Genomic DNA, 2241 nt, shown 5'->3' with positions numbered 1-2241 from the left:
GGTTGGAGCAAGGGGGCAGGGGTTCCCGCCAATGTCACCTTCGTCATGACCAAGTCCGGTGACACCACGACGCTGTCCGACTTTAATCTCGACGGAAAGACCTTCTCCATCGACGGCAGCATCGTGCTGGTCAATGGCGCGCTGTCGTCGGCGCGGTTCAGCAAGGTCACCTTGAACAGGGGCGACGACGTTGCGGTATCCGTGAAGCGATCCGGCAAGGGCTATGCGGTCGACATATCAGGCAGCGCGCTGGATGCACGCTCGCTCATCAAGCAGTTCACCTCGGACGTCGACACGGCCACCAAGACGACCGGTTCCGATGCCATTTCCGTCAGCGCCGATGTCGATCAGCTGACCGGTTTCCACGACGAGCAATTGTCCAATCTGAAGCTCGACTACAGCGCGGCCGGATCGCGGGTGAACGGGCTGAAGGTCAGCGCCACGGCAAGTTCGGGCGCTGCGATCAGCATCAGCAACACCACTGGCGCTGGCCAGCGCGCGCTCAACATGCAGTCCGCGGACGCTGGCGCCATCCTCAGGTTCCTCAACATCTACGAGCATATGGAAGGTGGATCGATCACCCTGGCGCTGGCGGGGCCGAGCGACGGATCGCTGAAGGGCAAGGTCGATACCAGCAACTTTTTCGTGGTCAACGAACCGAAACTCGCCTCCATCGTCTCGACCACGCCGGCCGGCGACAACCGCAGCCTCAATCAGGCGGTCAAGGGCAAGCTGGACACGTCGCGGGTGAAATTCGAACGCGGTTACGCCGAGATCGACAAGGGCAGTGGCTATCTGAAACTGGCCAATGGCGTGCTGCGCGGCCCGCGCATCGGCACGACGTTCCAAGGCACGCTCTACGATCAGAACAACAATATGGACATGACTGGCACGTTCATGCCGGTCTATGGCCTCAATCGCATCTTCGGCGAATTGCCCATCGTCGGCGCGCTGCTCGGCAATGGCCGCGACCGCGGCCTGATCGGCGTCACCTACCGGCTCAAGGGCAATGCCAACAAGCCGCTGCTGGACATCAATCCGCTGTCGGTGATCGCGCCCGGGATATTCAGGTCGATCTTCGAGTACCGCTGATCGAGGTCAAATCGGCCGCACCAGAATGTGCTTTTTCCTGCCCAGAGAAAGCTTTACGACGTTTTCCGGACTCAAATCCTTTGAAGTCACAAGCCGGCGCTCATCGCTGACCGGCTCGTCGTTCAGGCGCACCGCACCGCCCTGCACATGCCGCCGCGCCTCGCCGTTCGACGCCGCCAGTCCGGCGGTGACGAGCAGCGACAGGACGCCCACGCCGGCTTCGAGCGCTGCCTTGTCAACCTCGACGGTCGGCAGCGCTTCGGCGAGCGCGCCTTCCTCGAACGTCTTGCGCGCCGTATCGCTGGCTTGTTCGGCAGCTGCGCGGCCGTGCAGCAAGGCGGTGATCTCGGTGGCGAGGATCTTCTTGGCTTCATTGATTTCGGATCCGCCGAGCCGCTCAAGCCGCGCGACCTCGTCCAGCGGCAGCGTCGTGTAGAGTTTCAGGAAGCGGCCAACGTCGGCATCCTCGGTGTTGCGCCAGTACTGCCAGAATTCGTAGGGGCTCAGCATCTCCGCATCGAGCCAGACCGCGCCAGAGGCAGACTTGCCCATCTTGGCGCCTGACGAGGTGGTGAGCAGCGGCGTGGTCAGCGCATAAAGCTGCGCGTCCTCCATGCGGCGGCCGAGATCGATGCCGTTGATGATGTTGCCCCACTGGTCGGAACCGCCCATCTGCAGGCGGCAGCCGAGACGCTTGTAAAGCTCGACGAAATCATAGGCCTGCAAGATCATGTAGTTGAATTCGAGGAACGACAGCGACTGCTCGCGATCGAGCCGGAGCTTGACGGAATCGAAGGCCAGCATGCGGTTGACGGAAAAGTGACGGCCGACGTCGCGCAGGAAATTGACGTAGTTGATCTCCATCAGCCAGTCGGCGTTGTTGACCATGATGGCGTCGTTCTGACCACTGCCGAATTTGAGGTAGGGCATGAAGTTGCGGCGGATGCCGGCGAGGTTGTCGTCGATGTCCTGCGGGGTCAAAAGCTTCCGCGCCTCGTCCTTGAACGACGGGTCGCCGATCATCGAGGTGCCGCCGCCCATCAGCGCGATCGGCCGATGACCCGTCTGCTGCAGCCAGTGCAGCATCATGATCTGGATCAGCGAGCCGGCGTGCAGGCTTTTGGCCGTCGCGTCGAAGCCGATATAGGC

The 2241-nt window shown here is 62.1% G+C and carries 1 protein-coding gene and 1 pseudogene; one reads left to right on the top strand and one right to left on the bottom strand.

Annotated elements, in window-relative coordinates:
• Positions 1-1092, top strand: a pseudogene (locus tag EN993_RS34925) (AsmA-like C-terminal region-containing protein); the annotation flags it as partial.
• A gap of 6 nt (positions 1093-1098) precedes the next feature.
• On the opposite strand, the gene tyrS reads toward EN993_RS34925, so the two are convergent.
• Positions 1099-2241, bottom strand: a 1143-nt coding sequence (gene tyrS / locus EN993_RS34920; protein WP_127266157.1) for a tyrosine--tRNA ligase, incomplete at its 5' end; no start/stop codon positions are given.

It is taken from the genome of Mesorhizobium sp. M7D.F.Ca.US.004.01.2.1 (assembly GCF_003997785.1).
In the GTDB taxonomy this organism is placed as follows: Bacteria; Pseudomonadota; Alphaproteobacteria; order Rhizobiales; family Rhizobiaceae; genus Mesorhizobium; species Mesorhizobium loti.
This window is presented reverse-complemented; position numbering and strand designations above follow the sequence as displayed.